Origin of the sequence: Akkermansia sp. AE01SA01 (assembly GCF_036417395.1) — a bacterium.
In the GTDB taxonomy this organism is placed as follows: domain Bacteria; phylum Verrucomicrobiota; class Verrucomicrobiia; order Verrucomicrobiales; family Akkermansiaceae; genus Akkermansia.
Genome location: NZ_CP143890.1, coordinates 3,053,586 through 3,073,811 on the forward strand (window position 1 = coordinate 3,053,586; position 20,226 = coordinate 3,073,811).

The window sequence follows — 20,226 nt, forward strand, 5'->3', positions numbered from 1 at the left end:
CTCAAAAAAAATCGTTCACCATTTTGTTGAGGAGAATGTCATACACATATCCCTTTCCTTTCGGATATTTGCGACTGTAATTTGTAATAAAAACTCCAGGATACCAGCTCTTCTGATAAATCCCCTGCACCAGCATCTTGGCATATTCCCCAGCCTTGGAACATGTTTGGGGATCTCCTTTGGGAGTAGGACGCAGGAGCTTATCGACCGCCAGTTCAATGCCCTTTTCCCAAATCTTGGTGTCCTTCGCCGCGCTCTGGTCGATTTCGTTCTGCCTCAAAATCAAGTAGACACGCGGCATCGTGGAGCGGTACAACTTTTTTAAATAAATATCTTCCTCCTTTTCCCGGAGAACCCATTCCAGGTCGATTTTGCCCTTGCGCATCTTCTCTCCAAGAGCTTCTTCCGCCACAAAATTACCCGTCAGCAACAGTTTTCCGTTCTTAATCGACTTCTCTATTTTTCCCTGCAATTTCAGCTTTTTCAGCACATTCTCCTTGTCTTCCTCTTCAAATTGTTCAGCCCGGGCGCCCCACTCGTATTTTTCCAGTTTGGCGGCAGAAAGTTTACGGGAAATCAACTGAAGCTCCGTTTTCACCACCGGGGTGGATTTGACGGGATAAACCACGATCGTGTTATCCTTCACCGGCTCGCCATCCTTGAATTCGGGCGTATTGTTGATGACTCTTCCCCTCGCTTTATCCACCACGTCAAACGCGTCATTGTCTATTTTACCGGGGGCGGTATTGAAGGAAATGGATTTGATCTGCATTTGCAACTGGGGGTCATCCACGAACACCCGGCGCAATTGTCCCTTCACGATCTTCATCTCCTTCTTTTCTCCCGGATATTTAAGGCGCGCCTGCATATACACCAGAATACGGTGGTTGTTGTCCGGCCCCATCTGCTGCAAATCCGCCTCATAAGGAGATTCCCAGGCCAGTTCCTCTTCCTGGGGAACAACCTGCCCTCGATCATCCTCCATCTTCCAGACCAGCTTGGCCTCCACTTCCGCATTCGTTTCCCGATGGACGACGGGAATGAATTTGCATGCGGCGCGGAATTTTTCCCTGTTGTTGTCCGTGGCGCGGAAGTAGACGAAGCGGTCGGAATCCTGGCTGTGTTCCAGTTCCTCCACGCGTTTGGTCACGTTCTCCGAGGTGATGGTCAGATTGTCCGTTTTTTTCCAGCGGCCGTCGTCTACGTCGACTTCTTCCGGTTTCTGATCCTGGCCGTAGCCGCAGGCAAGCAGGCAGCACCAGAAGCCGGTCAGTAAAGGCACGGGCCTCAAGAGGCGCAATACGTTATTCTTCATCATTGTTTTCTAGTTGTTGTTGGGGAGGGGCTTCCTTCAGCACGCGTTTCAATTCTTCCAAGGTCATGGGGGGCGTTGCTCCGGGCAGATATTGTTTCCAGTCCATGTCACGTTGTTCCATCCGGGAGAGTTCCTCCCGGCTCAGAGGCAGCACATGGGGACTGTGGGGACGCCATTCCGCGGAACGGTAGATGACGCATTGTGCCTGCAATCTGTCCCAGGAACGGATACAAGCCGCATCAAAGTCCTTTCTCAATTCCTCATTCCAGAGTTTCAGGACAAATTGCCAGACTCTCAGCAGTTCCCGGTACTGCGGGTTGTCCGCATGGGACTCCACGTATGCCCGCAGGCTTCGGTATGCCCGCAGGCGGTTCCGCTCCTCTCGGTCCCAGCGGGACGGGGAAGGCAGCAAATCCGGGGAAGTCCCGCTCCACAGAGACAGCAGGTCCGCAGGCAAATCGTCTCCGATGGTCAATCCCGCGACGGAGGGAATATAAGGGTCCCCCGGAGCCAGGATGGGCAGTGTGGGATATTTCCCGTCCATCCTGGTTACAAAGATGCCGTTGACGATGGTGTTGAACGAGGCATTGCGCCTCACCGTAAAGCTGCACGCCACCGGCCCCTTGACGAGGAATCTTTTGTACACCCCATTGCCGGCCATATCCTTCACGCGCGTCCGCGCCTCCACCGGATAGGCCTGCCGGGCGAAGACCTCCTCCTTCCTTTTGTCCGAGTTTTTCCACCAGGCGTCCCTGGGCGGCTCCTTTTTTTGCAGGCTCCGCATCCGGTTGCCCTGAATCAGGCAATTGACCAGGCCCGGATACCGGGATTTCCAGGATCTGGCCTCAATCAGATAGTCCCGGTAGCCTGCGTTTCCTTCCCGGCCGTTGGGATTGTAAAAATACAGCGCCACCTCGTGCAGTCCTTCCGGAATATCTACTGCCACGATGACATTCGGACCGTCAAACGTACCGGCATAGGCCTCCCCGTGGTCGTCCCATTCCGCCTCCGTCCGCGTTCCCACCTCCGGACAATAAAGTACGTTGCGGTTTTCCGGCCAGCTGGGCTTGTGGCACCAGGCGCGCAGGAAATCGTTTTTATTCCTGTGAAGCCCCATATATCCCTTGACGTCCACTTCCAGAATTCTTTCCCCTTGCGGAGCCACGCCCGGTTTGCGCCAGTCCGGATACCGCGTGGAGAAATAGGTATTGTTCAGCGGGGCATTCACGGCGCAAAGAAGAGCATGGTCCTGCCCGTAATGGCCGCACCAGTCCCCCCGCGTGGCCCAGTCCTCCCCGGCATACATCACTCCCGTAGCGGGTGAATTCCCTCCTTCCTTCACCGCCGCCGCATTCCGTATGCGTTCCACCGGCGCTTCCCGGGGATGCGGGGGCGTGGAGGCGGCTGGCGCCTGGATACGGTATTTGGCCGTCTCTCCCACCTTTTGCAGCCCTCCCCCGTTCGTGCAGGCGTACACATCCCCGCCGGGCAGCACTACAAAACTCCTGACCCACTTGGCCCTGCCGTTGCGCTGCCTGTCCAGCGACCTTTTTATCACCTTCATTCCCGCGGGATCCACCAGAGCCGCCCCCTCCTTGCGGAATCCCACCCACAATCCTTCGCGGCAGGGCAGCAGCGCCGTCACGTAATCCTCCGGCAGAACGTCCGGCTTCCCGATTTCCGACGGAAACCCCGTTTTGCGGAAGACGGAGGGAAGCCCTCCGTAAATACCCTTGTTCCTGGCCGCCGCATCCTTCCCGCGCGTATAAAGCCACTTGCCATCACGCAGCCATGCCAGGCCGCAACTGGTTGCAGCCCATACGTGCCGGGTTCCCGCCGCCGCCACGGCGTTGCACAGATTGGAGGGCAGTCCCGTTCCGTACATTTCTCCGGGCTGGTGCATGCGCCTGCCTTCATCCCAGTGCCAGGGCGACTGCGTGTTGTTCCATTTTTTCCATCCGCTCTCCGGAGTGGAAATCCCCACTCCGCCGCACTGGTAGCCCGCCACCAGGGCTCCACCGGCCATGAAGGCCAGGGATTCGATCTGGTTTTCCGCCAGCCCCTCGGCCCTGCTGACGGCCGTCCAATTTTTTTCCGCCGGGCTGTAGATGCTCAGTCCTCCGGAAGTAGCCACGGCCACATCCCCCGTCTCCGGACTGACCTGGATATCGAAAACGCGGTCTCCGGCGAGGCCGTTGAGCCGGTTATAGACCTTCCATTCCCGTCCGTTCCATACGGCCACCCCTTCATGCGCGGTGCCGGCCCAAATGCGTCCCTGGCCATCTACGGCCAGCGCGTAAATGTTGGGGGAATCACCGGGAAAACCGGGAGTCTTGTTCATCTGCTGCCAGGAGCCTCCCGGAATAAGCCTCCAGAGCCCCTGATTCTCGGAAGCGACCCAGAGGGCGCCCTGGCGGTCGACAACGGCATCCATCAGGAAGGAGGCAGGACACCGGGGAATGGAAGAGGAAGCCTGCTGTGGAGCTCCGGAGCTTTTGGGGGCGCCATGTACCGCCGTCAGGGTCAGGGCGCCCGCGAACAGGCAGACAGACAAACGGATCAGGGCGCGCCAGGTACAGGTCACTGAAAGAGAAAACATAGGAAAGAAAGATAGAGGAATTATTCTGATGGAATAATAAAGGAGACATTTCGTCAATTGAAAAATAATTGTTATAAAATTGTGATCCATCCTCCGGTTTTCAAATAGCCGGGAAATGCTCCAGGATGCCCCGTTGAAGGGGAAAATCCAACCTGCCGCGCCGGAAACAAAAATAAATAAAAATGCAGAACGGAATTTTTTGCAGGCACCGCCCGTATTCCTTCTTGTCATGACTTCCATCCCCTTTCCTGCGGCAACAGCTTTTATCCTCGCCCCTTTCTGCTGGGGAGCCCCTTCCGCCCCCGTCCAGGAGGTTCCCGCCATCATTCCACGGCCCGCTGCGCTGGAATTCCAGGCCGGACAACCCGGTTTTTCACTGAAAGGCGGCGTAAAACTGCCGGAGGGCCATCCCCTTTCCGTACAGGCGGAGCGGCTTTTCCGGGAAAACGGCGTCAAAACGGCGATGGTGGAACAGGACGCCGACATTTCCTTTACGGAAGACAAATCCCTGGGAGGGGAAGGCTACCGCCTGACCGTCACCCCGGATTCCATTTCCATTGCCTGCGGCGCGGCCAACGGCGGGCTCCATGCTCTGCAAAGCCTCATGCAGGACATCGTCACGGACGGCGTCGGCGCTCCCGCACTGGCCGCGCTGGAGGTAAGGGACCAGCCCCGCTTCTCCTGGCGCGGCATCATGATGGACAGCTGCCGCCACATGATGCCCGTGCGGGACATCAAGAAAGTGCTGGACCTGATGTCCAGGTACAAATTCAACATCCTGCACTGGCACCTGACGGACGACCAGGGATGGAGGCTTCCCGTTGCCAAATACCCCAGGCTCACGGAAACAGGAGGAACCCGTGCGCAATCCCCCATAATCGGCAGCCGCAGCAAGCCGGACGGCAAGCCCTATTCCGGCCATTACACGGCGGAGGAAATCAGGGAGGTAGTCCAGTATGCGAAGAACCGGGGCATCACCGTTATTCCGGAAGTGGAACTGCCGGGGCATGCAGCCGCAGCCATCGCCGCCTATCCGGAGCTGGGAAACGCAGACATTCCGAATTACGCCCCGAAGGTGCAGGAAACCTGGGGAGTCCACCCCTACACGTTCGCCCCTACGGAAAAAACCTTCCGCTTTCTGGAAGACGTCATTGACGAAGTGTGCCGCCTGTTCCCGGACAGCCCGTACATCCACATCGGCGGAGACGAAGCCCCCAAGGACCAGTGGAAGCAGTCTCCCGCGGCACAGCAGGTCATGAAAGACAAGGGCCTGAAAAATGAGCACGAACTCCAGAGCTACTTCGTCAGAAGGGTGGAAAAAATGATCAACGCCCACGGCAAAAGGCTGATCGGCTGGGATGAAATCCAGGAAGGGGGGCTTTCCCCGACCGCCACCATGATGGTCTGGCGGAGCTGGATGCCGGACAGCGCCAGGCATGCCCTGGAACAGGGCAACGACATCGTGATGACGCCCAACAGCCACCTGTACTTTGACTATGACCAGGGACCCGGAAAACCCGCCGCCGCGGAATACGAAACCATCAACAACGACTCTCTCACCTGGCAGCACGTGTACTCCCTGGAACCCGTCCCGCCGGGGACGCCGAAAGCCCGGGAAAAACAGGTCCTGGGCTGCCAGGCCAACGTCTGGGCGGAATACATACCCAACCTGCCGAAGTGGGAATACCAGGTTTTTCCCCGCGCTCTGGCGCTGGCGGAAGTAGCCTGGACGCCGCGCGAATTGAAGAACGAGCAGGACTTCCGGCTGCGGCTGGAACGCCAGCTCCCGTTCCTGGACGCCCGCGGCGTGAACTACAAGAGGCCGGACAACGGCGCTCCCGCACGCCCGGATGCCGTCATCACCCGGGAACTCCGCTGAATCCGGGAGGAAACCATGCCGTGCGGCCCTCCCCGAGGCCGCATTATGGACTAGCCAAGTCCCAGGAAAACCATTACATTGGCGGCATTATGAATTTGGAACTGCTTCGTCAGGTTTGCGCAACTCCGGGCGCTCCGGGGTTTGAAGACAAAATCCGCGACTTCATCATTCAGGAAGTGGCGCCCCTCGTAGACGCCATACGCGTGGACAACATGGGCAGCGTGATCGCCATTGTGGAAGGCAAGGATACGGAAAAAACCATGATGGCCGCCGCCCACATGGACGAAATCGGCTTCATGGTCCGCCACATTGACGACAAGGGGTTCATCAAATTCCTGCCCCTGGGCGGATTTGACGCCAAGACGCTGACCGCCCAGCGCGTGATCGTACACGGGAAAAAGGACCTCATCGGCGTCATGGGCGTCAAGCCCATCCATGTGATGTCCCCCGCGGAACGCACCAAGCTTCCGGAAGTGACCGACTTTTTCATCGACCTGGGCATGAGCAAGGAGGAAGTGGAAAAATACGTCTCCGTGGGCGACTCCGTCACCCGCGAACGGGATCTGGTGGAAATGGGCGACTGCGTGAACGTCAAATCCCTGGACAACCGCGCCGGATGCTACGTACTCATTGAAGCCCTCCGCGCCATCAAGGCTTCCAAAAAGAAACCCTCCTGCAACTTCGTGGCCGCATTCACCGTGCAGGAGGAAGTGGGCCTGAGAGGCGCGCAGGCCGGCACGCTGGATATTCTGCCGGACTTCTCCATCGCGCTGGACGTCACCATCGCCTGCGACATTCCCGGCACCCCGGCGCACGACCAGGTCTCCCGCCTGGGCGAAGGCGCGGCCATCAAGCTCTATGACGGCTCCATCATCGCGGACCGCCGCATGGTTCAGTTCATGAAAGCCACCGCGGAAGCCAACAAGATCAAATGGCAGGTGGAAATGCTGCCCGCAGGCGGAACGGACGCCGGAGCCATGCAGAAATTCGTGCCCGGCGGCTCCATCGCCGGCGCCATCTCCGTTCCCACGCGCAACGTCCACCAGGTCATTGAAATGGCCAGCAAGAGCGATCTGGATGCGGCCGTGGACCTGCTGGCCGCCTGCGCCATGAATGTAGACAAATGGGACTGGTCCTGGAATTCCGTCAATCAATGCCAGAGCGTCTGCGGCAAACCGGCCAAGGCATCCAAGGCCGCTGCCAAGACCGACAAAGCCGCCGCCAAGAAAAAGAAGGCCAAGTAAAGCCAGTCTTTGATACATCCCTGAACAGCAGGCCGCACCCGGGAACGGATGCGGCCTGTTTCATGGGAAAGCTTGTCCGCATCATTCCGGAAAACGTGCATGACCGGCAGGGCCATGTCTCCATAAACCGGGTCTGGCATTTCCCTTCCCCTTCGGCGGCATGCCGCAACCGGCAAAAAAATCTCCCGGCATCCTAAAGACACCGGGAGCGAATCAATGAGAAAAGGAAAATTACTTGGCGGCGGGAGCCGGTGCAGGAGTAGGAGCCGGAGCCGGAGCGGCATCCACTTCCACTTCTTCTTCCTCTACTTCAACGCCTTCTTCCGGGCCGGAAGCGCCGGTCTTTTTCATGGCGTCCTTCAGAGCCTGGCTGCCGAAGAAATCGGCCTGCTGCAAGCGCTGCATGTCAGTCATCATGCCCATGAAAATGGGCAGAAGTTCAGCTTGGCGGGCTTGCATGGCGGCGTCCACCTGGTCCGCCAATTTCTGGGCGTCCTTGGAAAGGGCCTCGCCCTTTTCATTGATCTTCGCCATCTTTTCGGCGGCCGCATCTGCGGTGGCCTTGTCCTTTACCGTGCTGAGCGTAGCGGACATTTCCTTCATCAATGCCAGCATCTGGTCTGCGGCTTCCTTCGCTTCCTTGGAAACTTCAGCGGCCGGTGCAGCCGGCTCCGCAGGCGTTTCAGCAGCCGGCGCGGGGGCCGGAGCCGGGGCATCCTGGGCGGAAGCCATACCTGCAAATGCCAGGGCACATGCTGAACTAATTGTTACAATGCTCTTCATAGCGTTCTCCTTGTACAGGCTCTCCATGTCTGCGTCAATGCCTCATTGTGTTACGGCTCCCTCTGATGCCGCAGAAAACGTGTTTTGCCATTTTTTCAAGCTTCCGGACTTTTTCAGTTGCATCTTTTTAGAATTATTATAAATTTAATTCCGATGACCAAGACCATAGAAAATCTGAAAGCCGCCATTATTGGCGAAAGCACCGCCTCCGCCACTTATGCGGCCTATGCAGCCAAAGCTGCCCAGGAAGGGCAGCCTCTCATCCAGAAACTGTTTGAAGCCGCTTCCAAGGCTGAATCCGTCCATGCCGCCAACCACAACAAGGTACTGGAAAAACTCGGAGCCAGCATGGACCCCTTTGACATCCAGATTCATGTGGGCACTACGGCGGAAAACCTGAAAGCCGCCATTGCCGGGGAAACCCATGAATTTGAAAGCATGTATCCGGAATTCATCGCCGCAGCGGAGGAAGAAGGGCAGAAGGCCGCCGTCCGTTCCTTCACCTGGGCCACGGAAGCGGAAAAGGAACATGCCGAATTTTACGCCGCCGCCCTCCAGGCCCTGGAAAACGGAGACACCAGCGCCCTGCCCGGACAATACTGGATCTGCCTTGTGTGCGGGGACACCTTCAAATCTCTGGAAGGTGTGGAAGCCTGCCCCCTCTGCGGCACCAAGGCTGAAAAATTCCTCGTCATTGGATAAACTCCGCTTGAGCACCGGAGACCTTCCATGACATTGCAAAACCGCCCGGGTTATTCCCGGGCGGTTTTTTACACCGGCTTCCGCAATACACGCGGGCCGGAAAAGAGCAAGAGTTTCTATTTAGCGAACTTTTTCTGCAGATTCTGCGAATATTGTTCCAGTGCCTCCTGCTGCTCCTTCTTCAGCTCCTCCACCTTCTTCAGGTCGCCGGCCTTCTGGGCAGCCTCGATTTTCTTTGCAAACTCTACCTGAATCTTGCCTTGATCAACGAGATTCAAATCCTTGGCTACGGAGAACAAATACCCACCCGTAGCTATGCCGCCGGCAATCATGCCCACGACGATCATGATGATGCCGAACATGGTGGCCTTTTTACATACGGCCACAATGGCGCATACGATGGACACGACCGCAAGCAGAATACCGATAAGGGCCGCCATCATGCCGAACCATGGAAGCACCACGGCCAGCACGGCACAAGCGACCGTAATACCTTTAAGGACTCCAGAACATTGACAGGCAACAGGTTGGTTTTGAGTTTCCATATGTCTCCTATATACCTTGCCGCAGCTGATTGTCAATCATTGCCAAAGAATCTCAGGTAAAAAATTCCAACATCATCCGGTTTACGGAATTCCGGGTAAATAATGCCGGTAGCCGGAAATTTGCTCCTGTGCAGCCACAGCCGCGCCCTCTTCCATGAAACTCCACTTGCAGGCAAATCCGGTAAAACCTGTTTACCTCCCTTTCCCCATGTGTACCAGGCGTCCTGACAGATACAGCGGTCATCATCTCCATTAAAGATGGGCTTGCAGAAATGAAAAAGCAGTGCTAATGGTTGGAGATCAACTAATTCCAATAATGAAAAAAATCTTCCTTATACTGACCGTTTGCTGTCTGTGGCTGTGTACTGCCGCCGCCTCGGATGAAACTTGGCTGCAGGACATGGAAAAGGCCAAACAAGCTGCGCAAAATGATGGCAAGGATATCCTGGTGCTTTACAAAATCGGGGAATACCCCCTGTTCAGTGACGAAAATCCGGAGCCCTTATTCCATTCCATTCACTTCACAAATGCCGCACGCCGCAACTACATTCTGGTGAAGTAGCAAATGCCCCTGTCCGACCCGGAGGATTCTCCGTCCACCGCCATCGTTTTTTGTGATGCCTCCAGCCGCCCCTACTACAGTTTCTCCGGTGAATGGACCATGGGAATGGACTGGGTCCTGGAAGAATTGGTTATTGCGGCCGAGCGCAAACCCGTCATACAGAAAATTCTTCAATCCCTGGACAGGCAGCCCGGCAAAAATCCGGATTTCCGCCTCATCGGACAATTGTTCCTGTCGATGCCTGACGGAATAGAACAATTCCATGCTTCCTACCGCAACTGGATGGAAAAAACGCTGAAAAACGACGGCGAAGATTCCAGCGGATTAAAAAAACGCGCTCGCCGTATTGAGCAGATGAACCAGCTTTTGAGTGAACTTCTCAAAATCATCTCCAACGCAGAAAACATGGAACAGCTGCAATCATTCCTCCAGCCTTATCAAACACGGCTCAATGCCTCTCCTGTCGTAAAGCAGTTCCTGGAATCTTACCTGGCTGTGGAACCATACATCCACCCCCTGAAAAAGGACCCCTCCTTCCTGGATTCATTTCTACAAGAGCCAGTGGAAAAAGTGCAGGCCCGAATTATTTCCATTTCTCCCCATTCCAAAATGTCCCGTTACCTGCGTACGCATGCCTGGGACAATATCCGCATGGGGGCAGAGATTTTCAAATTGGACGACACTTATAAAAATAATCCGTCACTAGCCCTTCAACGTCTGGAAAAATCTTTCTCCAAATACACCTCTTATGCATCCCGTCAGTTGCTGCTGTTGCTCAAAGGCCGTTTTTTTGCGGAACAAGGAGAGTGGGACAAAGCCCGGCAGGCTTTGAACCAGGCAATCCCCATGGACCCTCTTTCCGGCAATGCCGGGGAAGCCAAAAAACTGCTTCAATCACTCTCCTCCAACCGGGTGCGTCTGCAGGAACTTTTTTATTTGAAACGTCGGGAAAACCAGGAAATAGATGACGAATGGGATAAACTATTGCTCATAGAAACGTCAGGAAATGTATTTTTCAATTTTTCCACCTTTGACGAATACTTCAATTAGATAAACCCTCGCCGCCATGAAATTCATTCCGGCATAATTCTGCTTGAGCCTCGTTTCCGAGGCCTTACAATAGCTTCTTTCCGGGGCGGAAGGAACCCCGCCCCGTTCATCTGATGGCAATACCCCGGACAACTACCGACTCTCCGGCACGGCACCTTGCAAAACAACACGTATGGACGGCGGTTTTGCAGGCTTTGCGTGCCGCGTTCGTACCCCGCCGCATGCGCTGCCTGTGGGCGGCCAGCCTCGTAGCGGCACTGGTGGTCAATCCATATGTACTCAATGACGGTCAAAGCGTGCTGATGAGCTGCATGGGGATTGTCTGCTCCGCCAGCCTGCTCTGCGGCGTCATCCTGCTCTGCCTGAAATACCGCTTCACGGCTTACGCCGTTCTTCCGGCCGTCATCCTGTTCAATGCGGGCCTGTACATGATGCAAATGCGGTACGGAGTGACCCTGAGCCTCTCCGTCCTGGCCAGCATCGCAGAAACCAATTTCCAGGAAGCCTGCGCCTTCTGCACGGCCGGCTCCATAGCGGGAACGCTGCTGCTGGCCGGCTTTATCTACCTGGCCATCTACTGGAGCCGCCGTTCCCTTCACCAGACGGCCACATGGGCCGCCCTTGCCTGCATCTGGAGCCTTTACGGCGTTTCCCTTCTTTTGAGCATCCCGGCCGTTTCCTGCAGTGCGGAACCCCTTTACCTCTATTATACTTCCGACAAGGCGAAGGGCTGGCCGCTGGTGGATTTTGTAATGGCTCACAAGCTGGTCAACGAGTACGTTGCAAATGACGCCAGGCAGTTCAACCTGCTCCAGGAGCTTCCCTCCTGCGCGGAGCCGCTTTCCCATTGCGATGCGCCGGACAACCTGGTCGTCGTCTTCCACATGGGCGAGAGCGTCCGGGCCGACCATCTCCCTCTCAACGGCTACCACCGCAATACAATGCCTCTGCTCTCCCGTGAGCCCAATGTCGTTTCCTTCCCCCACGCTACCTCCTTCGGCATCGTTACGCGCATTTCCGCCATCGGCATGTTTACGGATGCGGAACTGGAGCGGCGCCAGCCCGGCCATTCCTCCTTTATTGACCTTTTCAACAAGCACGGCTTCAAATCCATCCGCATCATGGACCTGAACGGGGATTCCGTGCACAACTATTCCCTGGGCATCCTGACCCGGAACTGCCGGGTGCAGAAACAAACGCCGCCGCTTCACCGGACACCGGACATGATGCAGGAGCGCACTTCCCTGGTAATGGAGGGATGTCTGGGAGAGTACGGGAACGCCAGACAACTGTACGTCATTTACAACGAGGGCAGCCACATGGCGTTTTCCTATCCGGAAAAAGCCGCCCGTTTCACTCCGGCCCGCTGCAACATGGACGACCCCAAGGCGCATCTGGATGAAACGATCAATGCCTACGACAATTCCATCGTGGACCTTGACGCCTCCGTGCACCGCATGATCAGCCGGCTGAAAGACCGGCCCGCTATTTATTTCTACTGTTCCGACCACGGCGTGGCCCTGGGAGAAAAAGGAAAAATGTTCCAGGGCCACACGCTCCCCTGTGTTTACCGCCCTGCCATGTTCGTCTGGTATTCGGACGCTTTCGCCGCGCGTTACCCGGACATGGTGCGCGCCCTGAAGGCCAACCGCCTGAAAGCCGTTTCACACGACCATATTTTCCATACCCTCCTGTCCCTGGCGGCCATCCGCTCAGAGACCGTGCGGCCGGAATTGAACCTGGCCGCCCCGCAGGCAAAAGAAACCGCCGTTCCCATCCAGCCGGAAGTGCTGGCGGACTGGCAGCCGTTCGCAACGGCCACGGCAGCCAGCCTGTGAAGGAAACCACGACATTCTGCGATAAAACGGCCGCCGCCGGAACTCAACGCACTTTTACCTGGAGCGGAGTCCGGATGCAATCGCGGACGCGGCGCACCTCTTTTTCCCATTGTTCAGCGGACTTGACGGGAGAAGCCTTGCTCCATACCGCCCCCATGTACCAGTCAAAGGAATTCCCGCTTTTCATGGAGCGGGTCCAGTAGGAGCATCCCTCTCCATCCTCCGCGGCGCCATCCGGCGCCCACGGCACCATAACAGCGGTTCCGAAACAGCCGTTATCCTCCTTGGGCCTGCTCCATGCGGCCATGATTCCGGCTTCACGGTCCGCCGTGACAACTTCATAACTGTTCCTTTTCTTCCCGGTATCCATGCCAGCACCGACTCGGATTTCCGAAGAATTGCCCCTGTTCAGAGTCACGGAACTTCTTACCCTTGTGAAATGGCTTCCGGCATCCAGAGTCACCTTCCTGGTCTCGGCAGCCTTCATTCCTCCTCCCACGTTCCACGGCGCGTAACTTACTTCAAAAGCGGTCTGAACAGGTCCGTTGTACAGGGTCCGTACCCTGGCCCAGTTGCCGGAAACATGGGCTTTCCCGTCTCTGAATACGGCAATGCCGCCGCATCCGCGTCCGGGCCCCACATTGTACATGTCCAGTCCGTTGCCGTGGTCACGGTGATAATCTCCCTTCTTGTAAAATTCATTAATTACAGGCACCCCTGCCTTCTTGCTCCATACGTCCGTTCCGCTGGAAACAAGCCCCTCCCCCTCCGGCGCAGGCCTGGAAACTGCCGGACCGTAAATACGGTGGGCCGTACGGTCGTTTTCCCACGCAAAATCGTCCAGCCGCTCCGGCACATGACGACTGAAGCACACCCCTTCCACAGGAGCGGCATCCAGGGAGGAATTCTCCAGAATCCAGAAATCGCGGGACGCTCCCGCGCGGAAATTGCTCTGGAACAGCAGGGTGTCCATCCTGCCGTCTCCGTCGGTATCCGCCAGCTGGTGAACGATCACGCAGCCGTTGCGCACATCAAACACGCGCAGCCGGGAAGAATCCCGCCCTTTTCCGGGATTCCACGGAACGGACACCGTTTCCCGGGGTCGGAAAACATTTAAGGGATTGGTGACGGAAACGGTTTTCCGACGCGGATGATCTTGACGAATCACCCATTTGCGCAGTTCGCAGCCGGCCAGCAGATAGGCTCCGGAACCGTACACTTCCGTATCATTCCCGGAATAATGACCCGGCTTGTCCGCGATCGGCTGCACCCAGCCCAGCGCTCCCTCCGCATTCACGGCGCCGCAGGCCGCCTGCCATGCCTTCCGGATAACGGGCAAATATTCCTTTTCATCCAGATAACCCTGGTTCACGCCCCACATCATCCCGTACATGATAAAAAGGGTGCCGCTCATTTCCTTCAAGGGCGGTTCGGCGGGGTCCATCAGGCTGGCGTGCCAGGAGCCGTCGGGAGACTGGCATTTCTTCAATGCCGCCGCCATGCGCTTGAGCAGGTCCACGTAAAAGTGACGTGTGGGCCAGTCCTGCGGCATGTCCTGCAGAATCATCGGCAGTCCGGCAATTACCCAGCCGTTTCCGCGGCTCCAGAACATCTTTTTCCCGTTGGCCGCCGGAATGGTGAAGTAGCGGGAATCCCGGTAAAACAGGCCTTCCTTCTTATCGAACAAATAATCGTATGCGGCCTTGTATTCCCGGTCCATGAACTCCAGATACCGGCGGTCCCCGGTATAGGCCGCCAGCTTCGCGAATACGGGGGGCGCCATGAACAGGGCGTCCGACCAGCACCAGCGGTCCTGGCATCCGGGCGTCTGGAATTCAAGGGAAGCGGAAGAGGGCCGGGCCATCACCTTGTCCAGAACGGCCCGGATCTTTTCGGCGGCGGCGGGGTTTTCATCCTCCATGGCCATTTCCATCCAGGCATGGCCGATCGCATGGTCATCCGCATGGTAAGGCCGTTTCAGAATGCCCCATTGGCTGCCTTCCCCGACCGTCCTCACGGTTTGAAGCTTCATGCTCTGCGGATTGGCCAGGGCATACTGCATCAGGCCGGAATAAAATGCCCCATAGGTCCAATGCAAATGGGAACGCTTGACAGGATGGGCTATCTGCCAGGCTGCTACAAGTTCAAGATTTTCCTTGATGGTTTTTTCCTTCCAGTCCGCAGGAGCGCCGGAAGCAACTCTGAATACGGACAAAAAGAACAGAAACAGAACCAGTATGCTTTGTTGCAGCCTGTTGAATGAGAAAGAAAATCCTTGCATACTCATATATACAAACAAACCAGTTTTAAAATTTCTTCCTTAATCATTTTTCGGAATTATATGAAATAATCCCGCAGAATCGTTTTACCCCTTTAATGATAGCGTTTGAATGATAAACGCAGAAGTTTGATGGCGCCGTCCAATCAGTTGATATGCATAACCCGGACGGATCAGGCAAGACAAAAGTAAAACAAAGAACCCGTAATTTTTGATCCATTTTCTCATGCCGTCCTCAGGGAAGCCCTTCCGGGCACATATGGTGTCATGACGAAGGCGGATGCTGTATTTTCAATCATCCGCTTCCAATATTATACAATATGTTGTATAATAAAAAATATTTAATACATTATTTGCACATTTTCCTTGCAGCCCCATATGTTCTATGGTTCATTGCATTTCAGCGCAGGTAACGGAAGACGGTGAAAATCCGTCGCGGACGCGCCGCTGTAACCGGTAGACGATGGACCGGACACTGATTGCCAGTTAATCGGGAAGTCTCCATCACATGTCGCACCGGGAGCCAGAAGACGACCTGATGCTGCCGTATCTCCCATCCCGCGGACAGGATGAACATACGCACAGGTTTCCTCGTGTACCGCTTTCCAGACGGGCTGCACGCGGCTTCCCCTGCTTATGATTTTCCAGGCTTGTGCCAGGCTCGCGGATGAGCGGTCATCATCCTTTCAAGCGAGACATCACCATGGCGACAAGCATCATCAAACGTTCCGGAAAGAAGGAACCATATCAGGGCTACAAGATCGAGGAAGCCATTAAAAAGGCGTTCCACAGTTCCGGCACTGTTTACAACCGCGCCATTTATGAAGAGGTGGAGGCCAAGCTGGGCCACCAGGACAACGCAACCGTGGAGGAAATCCAGGACCTGATTGAACGGGCTCTGTTCCGCTGCGGATATTTTGAAACCGCCAAGGCTTTCATCACCTACCGCTTCCTGCACAAGATGCAGCGCGAACAGATTGCCGGCCTGTATTCCGGCAATACGTATGTGGACTGCAAGCTGACGGTGGAGGAATACATCGGCCAGAGCGACTGGCGCATCGCCGCCAACTCCAACACCACATATTCCAATGCCGGGCTGATCAACAACACCGCTGGCAAGGTGATCGCCAACTATTGGCTGGACCAAGTCTATTCCGCACGGGAAGGCACCGCCCATCGGGAAGGGGACTACCACATTCACGACCTGGACTGCCTGACGGGCTACTGCGCGGGCTGGAGCCTGCGCAACCTTCTGAATGAAGGGTTCAACGGCGTGCGCAGCCGCGTAAACAGCCGGCCTCCCCGCCACTTCCGGGAAGCCCTGGGCCAGATGGCCAATTTCCTGGGCATTCTGCAGAGCGAATGGGCCGGAGCCCAGGCGTTCAGCTCCTTTGATACTTTCCTGGCCCCTTACGTTTTCAAGGACCAGGCGGACTTCACCCGCATCAAGAAGGACATCCGCAGCTTCGTGTACAACCTGAATGTGCCTTCCCGCTGGGGGCAGTCCCCCTTCACCAACGTAACGATCGACTGGACTGTTCCGCGCGACCTTCAGGACCAGGCCCCTTTCAGTGGCGGAGAACACCTGTTTGAAGGAGTGGAAGACCCCGCCCTGCTCCTCCTGGCGAAGGAACGCGGGGTGAACAGTCTGACTGAATTGACCTACAAGCACTTCCAGAAGGAAATGAACCTGATCAACAAGGCCTTCTATGAAGTGCTCACGGAAGGCGACAGCACGGGGCAGCCCTTCACGTTCCCCATTCCCACGGTCAACATCACGGAAGACTTCGACTGGGAAGGGGAAAACGTCCCGCTCCTGTTTGAAAATGCTGCCAAGATAGGCTCCTCCTACTTCCAGAACTTCATCGGCAGCCAGTACACTGTCAATGAAAACGGGGAACGCGTGCCTGACGAACGGGCCTACAAGCCGGACGCCGTGCGTTCCATGTGCTGCCGCCTCCAGCTGGACCTGCGGGAACTGCTCAAGCGCGGCGGCGGCCTGTTCGGCTCCGCGGAAATGACCGGTTCCATCGGAGTGGTGACCATCAACCTGGCGCGCCTGGGCTACCTTTTCAAACAGAACCGGGAAGCTCTGTTCGCACGGCTGGGGGAACTGCTGGACCTGGCCAAATCCTGCCTGGAAAAAAAGCGTGCTTTCGTTCAGGAAATGTATGACCGCGGCCTGTACCCCTACACCAGGCGCTACCTGCCCACCTTCCGCAACCACTTTTCCACCATCGGCGTCAACGGCATGAACGAACTGCTGCGCAACTTCTCCAATGACACCATGGATATCACCACGGAAGAAGGCAGAAAGTTCGCGGAAGAAATCCTGGAGTTCATCCGCCTCCGCATGCAGGAATACCAGGAGGAAACGGGCAACCTCTACAACCTGGAAGCCACGCCCGCGGAAGGCACCACGCACCGCTTCGCCCGGGAGGACCAGAAACGCTACCCGGACATCATCCAGGCGGGCCCCGTGGGCCAGCGCTATTACACCAACAGTTCCCAGCTCCCCGTGGGCCATACGAGCGACTTGTTCCGGGCACTCCAGCTCCAGGACGAACTCCAGTGCTGCTACACCGGCGGAACCGTCTTTCACATGTACATGAATGAAGCCATCAGTTCTCCGGAAGCCTGCCGGGACATCGTCCGCAAAGTGCTGACCCGTTTCCGCATGCCGTACCTGACCGTCACCCCGCTTTTTTCCGTCTGCGAGAAACACGGCTATCTGCGCGGGGAGCACCAGTACTGTCCCTTCTGCGACGAGGAGCTGCTCCGCCTTCACAGACACGAATAACCGCCTTTTCAACCGGCCGCCTCATTTCAATCCAACCATCAAAACAACAATGACCAAACAGGAAATACTAAGCAAATACGCCCAGGACCGCACCCGCTGCACCGTGTACACGCGCGTCATGGGCTACCACCGCCCCGTGGAAACCTTCAATGCCGGCAAGCAGGGCGAATTCCATGACCGCGTCCACTTCGTTGAACCGGACGCTCCCTGCAACTGTTCCCCTCGTACGGGACAGCCACGTTAATTTTCCCAATAACATATGCGAAGTCAATGGGAACGGGTCGGGGCATAGCGGACATCACGCCGCTCACCTTGCTGGACTTTCCAAACAAGGTGGCCTGCATCTTCTGGCTGGGAGGCTGTAATCTGTTTTGTCAGTACTGTTACAACGTCTCCCTGGTTAAAAATGCGGCCCCCGGAACCGGCGGACGAACGGACTACCTCGATTTCCTCAGAGATCGGGTGGGATTTCTGGACGGAGTGGTCCTGTCCGGAGGCGAATGCACGCTGTGTCCCGACCTTATTCCCATCTGCCGTGAAATCCGGCAGCTCGGCTTCGCCATCAAAATAGACACCAACGGAACGCGGCCCTCCGTCGTGGAAACCCTGGTGGAAAAAGGGCTTTGCGACTACATTGCCCTGGACTACAAGGCCCCCGCCGAACAGTACGGCGCCGTCACGGGAAGGCCCGGGCTGTTTCCGTTCTTTTCCAGAACGCTGGACTATCTGATTGCCTCAAAAATCCCTTTCGAAGTCAGAACGACCGTGCACCCGGACCTGTTGACGGAAGATCACGTCAACACCATCATACGCGACTTGACAAAGCGGGGTTATGAAGGCAACTACTTCGTGCAAAATTTTTACCAGACCACACAAACGCTCAACTCTCTCCCCGCGCCGAGTCGCCCGTTTGACCGGAGCCGGGTGGATTCATCCTCCCTCTCCGTCCAATTCCGCAACTTCGACCTCGGCAACGGAAAAAACTGATACCGCCCCGCATGTTCGACATTCTGCTCAACCACAACACCCTGGTTCTCTTTGGAATCATCTTCTTCGGCATCGCCCTTGGCAGCATTAAAATATACGGCCTCAACCTCGGCCTTTCCGGCGTGCTCTTCGTGGCGCTTGCCGCCGGCCACTACCGGTTGGCCATTCCCAATGGAGTGGGGCAGCTTGGCCTGGCGCTCTTCGTGTACTGCGTGGGGCTGAGCGCAGGCAACCGCTTCTTTTCCGCCATCGCCAAGCAGGGCAGCAAACTGGCCGTGATGTCCGCCGTAATTGTGGGCGTTTCCGCCCTGTTCACCTGCCTGTGCGGCATCTGGTTCAATGTGCCGGCGGGTATTTCCTCCGGCATCTTTGCGGGGGCCTGCACCAGCACTCCGGCGCTTGCGGCCGCCACGGAAAGTCTGCCCGGAGCCTCCGGCAGCGGCGTCAGCATCGGCTACGGCATCGCCTATCCCTTCGGGGTCGTGGGCGTGGTCCTGTTCGTCCAGCTCCTGCCGCGCCTGCTTCATATTGACCTGAACAAGGAAGCCCAGGTCATGCATTCCAGGCAGGAAGCCAGCATCATTTCCCGCCTGGTGCGCGTCAACCAGCCCAACCTGCTCGGCCAGAACATTGCGGACTGCAAGCTGCTGGACGGCCTGCACTGCATGGTGACCCGCGTGGTGCGCGACGGCAGGCTGATGCCCCTGACGCCGGAAGACACCTTCCGGGAAGGGACGGAAGTCCTCATCGTAGGCAACAGCGATACCATGCCGCACGACATCGCGTTCCTGGGGGAAGCCTGTGAAAACCCCTACCCCATGGACTCCCAGAAGGAACGCCGCAAGCTGATCCTGACCAACAAAGACTATGCCGGACGCAAGCTCCGCGACCTGAAAACCCTCCGCACGGACGGCGTCATCATCTCCCGCATTTCCCGGCTGGGGTTCACCTTTGTCCCCACGGGTGACACGACATTGGAACGAAACGACGTGCTGACCGTCGTCGGTTCGCCGGAAAACCTCACCAAATACGGGGAAAAAATCGGACACCGCAGCCAGGACATGAATCAGACGGACCTCCTTTCCCTGGGATTCGGCCTGTCCCTCGGCATCATTCTGGGGCTGGTCAACTTCAGCCTGGGCAACGGCATGGGCATTTCGCTGGGAATTGCCGGCGGTCCGCTGATCGTCGCCCTGCTCCTCGGCCACTTCGGCCGCCTGGGCCCCATTGTGGGGTACATCCCGCGCCCCACACGCCTGCTTCTTCAAGACCTCGGCCTGGTCTTCTTCCTGGCAGACGCGGGCATCAAGGGCGGCGCGGACCTGGTGGACACGGTGGCCACCCACGGCGCGGCTGTCTTTGTGATGGGCATCATCGTCACCTGCGCGGGCATGTTCTCCGGCTACTTTGTCGGCATGAAAGTCTTCAAGATGAACATTCTGGAATGCCTGGGCGGCATCTGCGGCGGCATGACCTCCACCCCGGCTCTGGGCGCCATCGCCAGCAAGACGGATTCCCAGGCCCCGGTGGTCAGCTACGCTACCGCCTATCCCGTGGCCCTCATCCTGATGACGATCATCGCGAAGGTCATCATCCAAACCATCGGCGGCGTAGTGGGAATTTAAAACCCGGCGGCACGGGGCG

General features: G+C 56.9%; 15 protein-coding genes and 1 riboswitch. Of the genes, 10 read left to right on the forward strand and 5 right to left on the reverse strand.

The features are described from left to right. Position 1: 1 nt before the first annotated feature. Positions 2-1,318: a hypothetical protein gene (locus V3C19_RS12410; RefSeq protein WP_330937112.1), complete on the reverse strand. Its 1,317-nt coding sequence runs from the start codon at positions 1,316-1,318 to the stop codon at positions 2-4. Beyond that, positions 1,305-3,914 carry a two-component regulator propeller domain-containing protein gene (locus tag V3C19_RS12415; RefSeq protein WP_295934665.1) on the reverse strand — a complete coding sequence of 870 codons (2,610 nt, stop codon included), beginning with the start codon at positions 3,912-3,914 and terminating at the stop codon, positions 1,305-1,307. The genes V3C19_RS12410 and V3C19_RS12415 overlap by 14 nt, the downstream gene beginning before the upstream one ends. A 229-nt stretch (positions 3,915-4,143) precedes the next feature. Between V3C19_RS12415 and V3C19_RS12420 the strand changes: the two genes are divergently transcribed. Together V3C19_RS12420 and V3C19_RS12425 are read left to right on the forward strand one after the other, a co-directional pair. Continuing rightward, positions 4,144-5,793, forward strand: a complete 1,650-nt coding sequence (locus tag V3C19_RS12420) for a beta-N-acetylhexosaminidase (RefSeq protein ID WP_295934667.1) — start codon at positions 4,144-4,146, stop codon at positions 5,791-5,793. An 89-nt stretch (positions 5,794-5,882) separates the two neighbouring features. After that, positions 5,883-7,037, forward strand: a complete 1,155-nt coding sequence (locus V3C19_RS12425; RefSeq protein WP_130084179.1) for a M42 family metallopeptidase — start codon at positions 5,883-5,885, stop codon at positions 7,035-7,037. Between the two features lie 231 nt (positions 7,038-7,268). Here the strand turns inward: V3C19_RS12425 and V3C19_RS12430 are convergent, their stop codons facing one another. Continuing rightward, complete coding sequence (locus V3C19_RS12430; protein ID WP_130084178.1) at positions 7,269-7,769, reverse strand: hypothetical protein; 501 nt, start codon at positions 7,767-7,769, stop codon at positions 7,269-7,271. Between the two features lie 204 nt (positions 7,770-7,973). Between V3C19_RS12430 and V3C19_RS12435 the strand changes: the two genes are divergently transcribed. Continuing rightward, positions 7,974-8,522 carry a rubrerythrin family protein gene (locus tag V3C19_RS12435; protein ID WP_130084177.1) on the forward strand — a complete coding sequence of 183 codons (549 nt, stop codon included), beginning with the start codon at positions 7,974-7,976 and terminating at the stop codon, positions 8,520-8,522. A 116-nt stretch (positions 8,523-8,638) separates the two neighbouring features. On the opposite strand, the gene V3C19_RS12440 is transcribed toward V3C19_RS12435, so the two are convergent. Beyond that, complete coding sequence (locus tag V3C19_RS12440; RefSeq protein WP_149873780.1) at positions 8,639-8,965, reverse strand: hypothetical protein; 327 nt, start codon at positions 8,963-8,965, stop codon at positions 8,639-8,641. A 418-nt stretch (positions 8,966-9,383) separates the two neighbouring features. Between V3C19_RS12440 and V3C19_RS12445 the strand changes: the two genes are divergently transcribed. The 3 genes from V3C19_RS12445 to V3C19_RS12455 all read left to right on the forward strand — a co-directional run bounded on the left by V3C19_RS12445 (position 9,384) and on the right by V3C19_RS12455 (position 12,517). Next, complete coding sequence (locus V3C19_RS12445; RefSeq protein ID WP_149873362.1) at positions 9,384-9,629, forward strand: hypothetical protein; 246 nt, start codon at positions 9,384-9,386, stop codon at positions 9,627-9,629. 3 nt (positions 9,630-9,632) lie between these two features. Then, positions 9,633-10,679 (forward strand): hypothetical protein, encoded by a 1,047-nt coding sequence (locus V3C19_RS12450; RefSeq protein WP_295934669.1) that lies wholly within the window; start codon positions 9,633-9,635, stop codon positions 10,677-10,679. A gap of 113 nt (positions 10,680-10,792) precedes the next feature. Beyond that, the gene (locus V3C19_RS12455) at positions 10,793-12,517 is read left to right on the forward strand and encodes a phosphoethanolamine transferase (protein WP_295934671.1); all 1,725 of its coding nucleotides are present in this window, start codon (positions 10,793-10,795) and stop codon (positions 12,515-12,517) included. Positions 12,518-12,560: 43 nt separating this feature from the next. On the opposite strand, the gene V3C19_RS12460 is transcribed toward V3C19_RS12455, so the two are convergent. Continuing rightward, positions 12,561-14,732 (reverse strand): glycoside hydrolase family 88 protein, encoded by a 2,172-nt coding sequence (locus tag V3C19_RS12460; protein WP_295934673.1) that lies wholly within the window; start codon positions 14,730-14,732, stop codon positions 12,561-12,563. Between the two features lie 432 nt (positions 14,733-15,164). Continuing rightward, a riboswitch (cobalamin riboswitch) is annotated at positions 15,165-15,349 on the forward strand. Between the two features lie 149 nt (positions 15,350-15,498). On the opposite strand from V3C19_RS12460, the gene V3C19_RS12465 reads away from it, so the two are divergent. From V3C19_RS12465 to V3C19_RS12480, 4 genes are read left to right on the forward strand one after another with little or no spacing between them, the layout of a single operon-like run. Continuing rightward, a complete protein-coding gene (locus tag V3C19_RS12465) occupies positions 15,499-17,595 on the forward strand; it encodes a ribonucleoside triphosphate reductase (RefSeq protein WP_130084172.1) in 2,097 nt (698 codons plus the stop codon). 49 nt (positions 17,596-17,644) lie between these two features. Continuing rightward, positions 17,645-17,839 (forward strand): anaerobic ribonucleoside-triphosphate reductase, encoded by a 195-nt coding sequence (nrdD, locus tag V3C19_RS12470; RefSeq protein WP_295876301.1) that lies wholly within the window; start codon positions 17,645-17,647, stop codon positions 17,837-17,839. 26 nt (positions 17,840-17,865) lie between these two features. Beyond that, complete coding sequence (locus tag V3C19_RS12475; protein ID WP_295934675.1) at positions 17,866-18,582, forward strand: anaerobic ribonucleoside-triphosphate reductase activating protein; 717 nt, start codon at positions 17,866-17,868, stop codon at positions 18,580-18,582. A gap of 11 nt (positions 18,583-18,593) precedes the next feature. Continuing rightward, positions 18,594-20,207: an aspartate:alanine exchanger family transporter gene (locus V3C19_RS12480; RefSeq protein WP_295934677.1), complete on the forward strand. Its 1,614-nt coding sequence runs from the start codon at positions 18,594-18,596 to the stop codon at positions 20,205-20,207. Positions 20,208-20,226 lie beyond the last annotated feature (19 nt).

Coding starts and splice junctions, on each gene's coding strand:
- V3C19_RS12410 (WP_330937112.1), bottom strand. CDS start 1,318: ATGATGAAGAATAACGTATTGCGCCTCTTGAGGCCCGTGCCTTTACTG.
- V3C19_RS12415 (WP_295934665.1), bottom strand. CDS start 3,914: ATGTTTTCTCTTTCAGTGACCTGTACCTGGCGCGCCCTGATCCGTTTG.
- V3C19_RS12420 (WP_295934667.1), top strand. CDS start 4,144: ATGACTTCCATCCCCTTTCCTGCGGCAACAGCTTTTATCCTCGCCCCT.
- V3C19_RS12425 (WP_130084179.1), top strand. CDS start 5,883: ATGAATTTGGAACTGCTTCGTCAGGTTTGCGCAACTCCGGGCGCTCCG.
- V3C19_RS12430 (WP_130084178.1), bottom strand. CDS start 7,769: ATGGCTTCCGCCCAGGATGCCCCGGCTCCGGCCCCCGCGCCGGCTGCT.
- V3C19_RS12435 (WP_130084177.1), top strand. CDS start 7,974: ATGACCAAGACCATAGAAAATCTGAAAGCCGCCATTATTGGCGAAAGC.
- V3C19_RS12440 (WP_149873780.1), bottom strand. CDS start 8,965: ATGATGGCGGCCCTTATCGGTATTCTGCTTGCGGTCGTGTCCATCGTA.
- V3C19_RS12445 (WP_149873362.1), top strand. CDS start 9,384: ATGAAAAAAATCTTCCTTATACTGACCGTTTGCTGTCTGTGGCTGTGT.
- V3C19_RS12450 (WP_295934669.1), top strand. CDS start 9,633: ATGCCCCTGTCCGACCCGGAGGATTCTCCGTCCACCGCCATCGTTTTT.
- V3C19_RS12455 (WP_295934671.1), top strand. CDS start 10,793: ATGGCAATACCCCGGACAACTACCGACTCTCCGGCACGGCACCTTGCA.
- V3C19_RS12465 (WP_130084172.1), top strand. CDS start 15,499: ATGGCGACAAGCATCATCAAACGTTCCGGAAAGAAGGAACCATATCAG.
- nrdD (WP_295876301.1), top strand. CDS start 17,645: ATGACCAAACAGGAAATACTAAGCAAATACGCCCAGGACCGCACCCGC.
- V3C19_RS12475 (WP_295934675.1), top strand. CDS start 17,866: ATGGGAACGGGTCGGGGCATAGCGGACATCACGCCGCTCACCTTGCTG.
- V3C19_RS12480 (WP_295934677.1), top strand. CDS start 18,594: ATGTTCGACATTCTGCTCAACCACAACACCCTGGTTCTCTTTGGAATC.